General features: G+C 43.3%; 6 protein-coding genes. 4 read left to right on the top strand and 2 right to left on the bottom strand.

Translation table 11 applies throughout. The annotated features are described in order from the left end of the window. Together ACJ751_RS13930 and ACJ751_RS13925 are read left to right on the top strand one after the other, a co-directional pair. Positions 1-1,981 (top strand): carboxy terminal-processing peptidase (locus ACJ751_RS13930; protein ID WP_407746105.1); only part of this gene is annotated, 1,981 nt, incomplete at its 5' end. Between the two features lie 35 nt (positions 1,982-2,016). Next, positions 2,017-3,069 (top strand): hypothetical protein, encoded by a 1,053-nt coding sequence (locus ACJ751_RS13925; RefSeq protein ID WP_407746104.1) that lies wholly within the window; start codon positions 2,017-2,019, stop codon positions 3,067-3,069. Between the two features lie 59 nt (positions 3,070-3,128). On the opposite strand, the gene ACJ751_RS13920 is transcribed toward ACJ751_RS13925, so the two are convergent. Further along, complete coding sequence (locus ACJ751_RS13920; RefSeq protein WP_407746103.1) at positions 3,129-5,309, bottom strand: penicillin acylase family protein; 2,181 nt, start codon at positions 5,307-5,309, stop codon at positions 3,129-3,131. A gap of 137 nt (positions 5,310-5,446) precedes the next feature. Here ACJ751_RS13920 and ACJ751_RS13915 point away from each other — a divergent pair, with 137 nt between their 5' ends. Further along, positions 5,447-5,707, top strand: coding sequence for a hypothetical protein (locus ACJ751_RS13915; RefSeq protein ID WP_407746102.1), 261 nt, complete (start codon positions 5,447-5,449; stop codon positions 5,705-5,707). A 115-nt stretch (positions 5,708-5,822) separates the two neighbouring features. Here ACJ751_RS13915 and ACJ751_RS13910 read toward each other — a convergent pair whose 3' ends face one another. After that, positions 5,823-6,011 (bottom strand): CsbD family protein, encoded by a 189-nt coding sequence (locus ACJ751_RS13910; RefSeq protein ID WP_407746101.1) that lies wholly within the window; start codon positions 6,009-6,011, stop codon positions 5,823-5,825. Between the two features lie 90 nt (positions 6,012-6,101). On the opposite strand from ACJ751_RS13910, the gene ACJ751_RS13905 reads away from it, so the two are divergent. Continuing rightward, positions 6,102-6,462 (top strand): HAD family hydrolase (locus tag ACJ751_RS13905; protein ID WP_407746100.1); only part of this gene is annotated, 361 nt, incomplete at its 3' end.

The raw sequence follows: 6,462 nt of genomic DNA, 5'->3' as shown, positions 1-6,462 counted from the left end.
CCGCATGGTGGATAAATATCACATTCAACCCCGCCCGTTAGATGATGAGCGATCAGAAGCCATCTTCAACGAGTTGATGCAGGAGTTGGATGTACAACGTATATTTTTTTCGCAGGACGATATAAAAAACCTGTCCGCCTATCGCCTGCAACTCGATGACCAGATCAAGGGTAAAAAATCAGACTTCCTGCAATTATTGGTAACTACCTATAAACAGCGGCTGCTTCAGGCAGATACCATGCTGGATAATATTTGTAAAACGCCTTTTAATTTCACCCTGAAAGAAAAGTATACCGTAGCGGAAGACACTACTTATCCCACAGGCATACCAGCCATGCATGTGAAAATGTACAAGCTGCTGAAGATGACGGTGCTGGCAGGTATACTGGAATACAACGAACTCGCCTATCCAACAAAACAGCCAACAAAGAGACTCGTAGACAGCCTGGAGCCCTCTTTGAGAAAAAAGGCTAATGTTACTATTAAGAGATCGGTAAAAAGAATATTGCAAAGTCCGCTGGGAATTGAATTCATGATCGGCAATATGTATTGCCAGGCGCTGGCTGTTACCTATGACCCGCATACGGCGTATTTCTCCTCCGATGCTAAGGAGGATTTTGAGAGCCACCTGGGCAAGAAGCCACTCGAATATGGATTGACTTTTAGCAAAGATGAAGACGGGCATGCGCAGATCGATTATTTAAAACCGGGAAGTTCAGCCTATCAAAGCGGCCGGTTAAATAAAGGCGACAAGGTACAATCCATACAATGGGAAAAGAAAGAGCCTATTGATGTAGCCGATGCGGAAGTAGAAGAGATTGAAAGAACGCTGGCGGCCTCAGGAGGAAATACGGTTAATATTACGGTGAAAAAAGCAGATGGTACTACCAAACAGGTGGCCTTACATAAAGAACGTGTGGAAGAACAGGAAGATGAAGAGGAGGATAAAGTAAAAAGCTATATCCTGCAGGGGGACCGCAAAGTGGGTTATATTTCATTGCCTGCATTTTATTCAGATTGGGAAGGCACGCTGGGCATAAATGGTTGCGCCAATGATGTGGCCAAAGAGATCATCAAATTAAAGAAAGAGAACATTGAAGGATTGATGATCGACCTGCGCTATAACGGCGGCGGATCACTGCAGGAAGCAGTTGAACTGTCAGGGATATTTATAGATGCTGGTCCGGTAGCCCAGCTGAAATATAAAGCGGTGCCCAAACCAGAAACGTTGAAGGATGCGGTGCGCGGTACCATCTATGATGGGCCCTTGTTGTTGCTGGTAAATGGCTTCAGCGCCTCCGCCTCGGAAATGGTGGCAGCGGTAATGCAGGATTATCACCGCGCATTGATCGTTGGCTCACCAACTTATGGAAAAGCTACTGCACAGATTGTTTTGCCCATGGACACCACCATTAACCTCGAAAACTTCAATGGAAAAACGGTTGCCTCCAGTTATATAAAACTAACTACTTCCAGGCTGTTCCGGATAAATGGCACCACGGCGCAGGCGCATGGTGTGAAACCCGATATCAGTTTGCCCGATTTAACTGATGCAGTTCCTGAACGGGAGGTGAATGAAAAATATGCATTGCCGGCGACGACTATTGATCCTAACAAATATTATAAACCACTGGCTCCATTACCGGTGGGCGCTGCAGATGCTGTAGCAAAGAAAGAAATGGCGGCATCCCCTTACTTTAATTATGTACAACGGTATATTGAGTACACAAAAACAGCCGGTGCAAAAAAAGATATTTCGTTGTTCATAGATGAGGCCTGGCAGCGGAAGAAGGCAAAAGAACAACAGGTTGAATCGCTCAAAGAGCCAAAGGATGACAAACCCATTTATAAAGTAGTAAAACCCGCCACGCAAAAGCAGCACGAGCACGATAATGAGCTAGATGGCGAATGGAAAGAGAACCTGCTAAACGATGCGTATGTAAAGATCGCCTATCAGGTACTCGGCACTATGAAACAGTAACCAAAAACCCTTTTATAATAGCCAAACAATCAGCTATGAAAAAAAATGTACACAACCTTCTCATGTTACTCATGGTATGTATGAGTATTACCTTATCATCGCAGGGACAGGCCATTGATAATCCAGGTGAATACATGACCGCTATTACTAATGCCCGCAGCGGCATGGACGTGAAGTATATGCAATACCTGAGTGCAGCAGCCCATGGCCGTAAAGCCCGTAAAGTAGAAAAGTTACGCGCAGAAGTGATCGAGACCATCAATCAATGCAAATACAAAACAACCGACCTGCCAAAATACAAAGGCGATAACACGCTTCGTCAGGGAGCTATTGATTACATCACATTGTGCTACCGCGTTTTTAACGAAGACTATAAAAAGATAGTCGATATGGAAGAAGTGGCTGAGCAGTCATTTGATGGTATGTCGGCTTACCTGTTGTTACAGGATAAAGTATCGGAAAAATTGAATGAAGGGTCAAACCAGCTGCACAAAACAGCCATGGATTTTGCAGCTAAGTATAACGTAAGAGTAGATAGTACTCAGAATGCTTTAAGCAGCAAACTCGACATTGCCGGTAAACTTAACAATTATACCAATTCGGTGTTCCTCATCTTCTTCAAATGCAACTGGCAGGATATGGAAATGGTGAGTGCGATGAACAATAAAAAGGTGAATGATGTGGAGCAATCACGCAGCTCTTTGTTGCGCTTTGCCACTGAGGGTTTAAAAGGACTTGATACGCTGAAAAGCTTCAATGGCGATCCTTCACTGGCTAATGCCTGCCGGGATGTGTTGAAGTATTATAAGAAAATGGCGGAGACCGATGTGCCCAAGCTCACCGACTTTTATTTGAAGGAAGAGAACTTCACTAAAACAAAGAAGTCGTTCGAAGCAAAACCTGCCAGCAGCCGTACCAAAGAAGATGTGGATGGTTTTAACAAAACCGTGAGTGAATACAACGAAGCTGTCAATAACTTCAACAAAACTAACAATACGGTGAACAAAGAACGCACCCAAACAATGAATACCTGGGAAGCTGTGCAGAAGAAGTTTGCTGATGCGAATATGCCTTATTATAAGGGATAAGTTGTACGAATTAATTCATTGGCCTGTAAGGTGAGAATTGCCTTACGGGCTTTTTTATTTCACTCCCCTGGATGATATGTTCGCCCGGCGTTTTTCAACACATCTTCTTTATAGAACAACACATCTTTAAATAAACCTTTCGTATACATCTCCGCCTGATCGCCGAAGTGTTTGGAATTGGGGTCGCCGCTTTCACCGCCGGCGAGTAATGATTTTGCTTTTACCTTCTTACCAAATTCTACGGCACAAATAAAACTGTTGCCATTGTAGCCATATCTTTTTAAGGAGCCACTATTGTATCTACTCACAAACGAAGGCAAACATCCCCAGGTAGAGGCAGCCATTCCTACCGGCAAACTTGGTTTATTATCATCATATGTTTCATTCAGATCGCCTGTCAATCGTTGATAACGGTTAATCTCGCCCCAGGACATTTTCCAGCTGCCGTATCTGGCAGTTAATTCGTTTACAACAGAAAGTAAGGTGCCGGTTAATTCGGCGGTTAAGGCGGTTTGAGTATATATATGCACCCGCGTTACCAAATCAACCTCTTTTCCATTTACCCGTACCTGGCTCATCAGGGGTAATAATTTTTGTATCCACTCAATGGCCAGGGTAGTGGCCACAGAAGAAACAGTCGATTGCAGGTCCCATTGCTTTAATAGGCTGATTGGTTCGGCCAGTTTAGTATATATAGAATCGCTTTTTGAAAGGTCTTTTTCATATCCCCTGATGAGGGCGGGAATTAACTCTTCAAAGGCCGAAAGGGTGGTGTTATACCCATTAGCGATCATGGAATCGATGGTGAATTTTTGTGCCTTCGCCAACAAGCGCGCTGCGGTAATGCCCCGGAAGTTTTCTGGCTCGGTTAACATATACGCAGGGTATTGCGCTTTTTTCGGACTGCTACTCCCAGAAGCGGTAAACGGTGTGGAATTACAGTTCTGAATAAATCCACTGGCCGGGTTGTACAAATGAATGGTCTCATTCAATGTATGCAGGCCCTTCCAGTCAGTGGCTTTTGTACTGCCATCCACTGGCTGGCTCCAGTCATAGGCGGTATTGCGACGCGGAATAAAATTGCCGTGCCAGTACGCAATGTTTCCTTTATCATCTGCAAACACCGTGTTATTAGAGGCGTTCGATAAGAGCTCCATATTCTTTTTAAACGTTTCGAATCCATTTGCTTTGGTACGCTGCCACGATTGTATCAATGAACTCATAGAACGGTTATTGGCCTTTACACTGAGCCATTTACCATTCCGGCTACCCATAACAGGGCCATGTTGCGTGTACCAGGTGTGGATGGTTGTCGTTTTTATTTGATCACCATCTTTGTAACTGAGCGTAACAGCGCGTTGCTTTACCGGTAATTGCTTTTTTTCGTATTGATAAAACAATTGCTTCCCCTGTTTGCTGATCGTTTCTGCATACAGATCAGATACATCTGAATAGCCGGAAGTATGCATCCACCCGCAATGCTCATTAAATCCCTGGTAAACGAATAGTTGTCCCCAGGTTACAGCTCCATATGCATTCAGACCTTCTTCACTGATCACATGTACTTCGGGTCTGAAATAAAATGTTACATGCGGATTGATATATAGTATAGCATTGCCCGATGCCGTACGGGTTGGCGCCAGTGCAAATCCATTGGAACCGGTGGCTGTTTCTTCCTCTATTTTCCTGGCCTGAACCGTGGTTGTGGGATCGTTGGTATAGAATCTTTTTAATTCGTCAATGGTTAACCCGCCGCTTTGAATGGCTGCAATGCTGCCGTCCGTCCACATAAGCTGGAACCAGGGCTCAAAACGGGTGAGTAATGCGGGTTTTACCGATGGGTGTTTGTATAAATAATAGTTAACGCCAGCTGCAAAGGCATTCAACAGTTTTTTTAACCAGGCCGGACTGTTTATATAGTCGCTTTTGGCGCCGGCCGAATCGATCAGCAGGCGGGTGTATAGATCGGTATACAGGTTTTTTTCGCAGTAAATTTCTGCACTTCGGCCTAAAATATCAATGTAATTGGCTTCCACTCTTTTAAAATCATCTTCACACTGGGCATACAGTAACCCAAATACGCAGTCGGCATCGGTTTTTCCATAAATATGCGGAATACCCCAATTATCACGGATGATAGTAACCTGTTTTGCCTGTTGCTCCCACTGCTTTATTTCTTCTTTGGTTTGGGCTACCAGGGACACCGGAAATAACAAGCAGGCAATCAATAATTTTCTCATAGTGTTTAAAATTACCAAACCAATTTTACATTTGGGGCTGCGTTTTTTATGCGGCAGACGGGGGAGTGTTGCCATATTTCCACAGCATTGCAGCAGGCTGGAATGATTATTTCAGAAGTTAGAAAAAGGATATTCTTATGAAAAAGACTAATATTTTCTACCAGCTGCTGGCCGGTTTGGCGATATGTGGTTGCATGTATTGTGGAAATGGTGGTGAAAATAAGGGTACACAGGGAAATGATTCAACTGGCAATAATGCTGATTCAATGAATGCGGTACATCATGTTGACCCCGCCAACGCCTATCCGCAACCGCCGGTTACCGGTAGTAACCAGGATAGCAGCCGTACAAAAGATTCAGGCAAGTTGAAGGATACGCAGAACAGACCCGGCTATTGATCGGTTAAAATAATTACTGATTAGTGATTTCTATTTCATGGTAAGTTTTGAATCAGTACATAAAAAAGAAGGAGCTATTTAAAAGCCCCTTCTTTTTTATTGGTGGAAATAAGTGTTAGCCTAATGATTTGAGCCATTTTACCAGGTCATCGCGGGTTTTACCCGTTTTTTCCTGCATGCGGCCCATCCATTCTTCATCTTTACCCTCTTCATATTTAATATCATCGTCTGTTAAGTTACCAAAGGCTTGCTTAATCTTTCCTTTCCACTTATTCCAGTTGCCTTTAATTTCTAATTTATCCATATTGTAACTGTTTGGATATCTCAGTTAAAAACATGTGCCAGCATTTGTTCTATTGGTGCTAGTGCTTATTTTTGCCAAAAAAGGGACAGATTGAAACAAACAATAAAGGCTATTTTTCTTGATATTGACGGAACCCTGATAACTACCCAAAAAGCAATATCCAACAATGTAACTACTGAAATACAACGAGTTCAACGTGTTTACAATACACCCATGTACTATATTTCAGCCCGGATGCCCAAAGGGATCAATACAGTAGGCAGTCAACTGAAATTGAATGAGCTTAAGATCGCCTATACCGGGGCGCTTATTTTGGATGATAAAAAAATAATAAGAGAATCTCACATTACTTCCGACATCAGTTCAGGAATTATAAAGGAAGTCACTGATGCCAACATTGAATATGTAGGGCTTTACTCTTATGACAGCTGGTATGTGAATAGTGATAATT

The organism is Niastella sp. (genome assembly GCF_045805085.1).
In the GTDB taxonomy this organism is placed as follows: Bacteria; Bacteroidota; Bacteroidia; order Chitinophagales; family Chitinophagaceae; genus Niastella.
The sequence above is the reverse complement of the archived record's forward strand: the minus strand, read 5'-3'. Positions and strand labels throughout refer to the sequence as shown.

Bases quoted from the DNA above. Each gene is read 5' to 3' on its own strand.
- ACJ751_RS13915 (WP_407746102.1), top strand. From the start codon at position 5,447: ATGAAAAAGACTAATATTTTCTACCAGCTGCTGGCCGGTTTGGCGATA.
- ACJ751_RS13925 (WP_407746104.1), top strand. From the start codon at position 2,017: ATGAAAAAAAATGTACACAACCTTCTCATGTTACTCATGGTATGTATG.
- ACJ751_RS13910 (WP_407746101.1), bottom strand. From the start codon at position 6,011: ATGGATAAATTAGAAATTAAAGGCAACTGGAATAAGTGGAAAGGAAAG.
- ACJ751_RS13920 (WP_407746103.1), bottom strand. From the start codon at position 5,309: ATGAGAAAATTATTGATTGCCTGCTTGTTATTTCCGGTGTCCCTGGTA.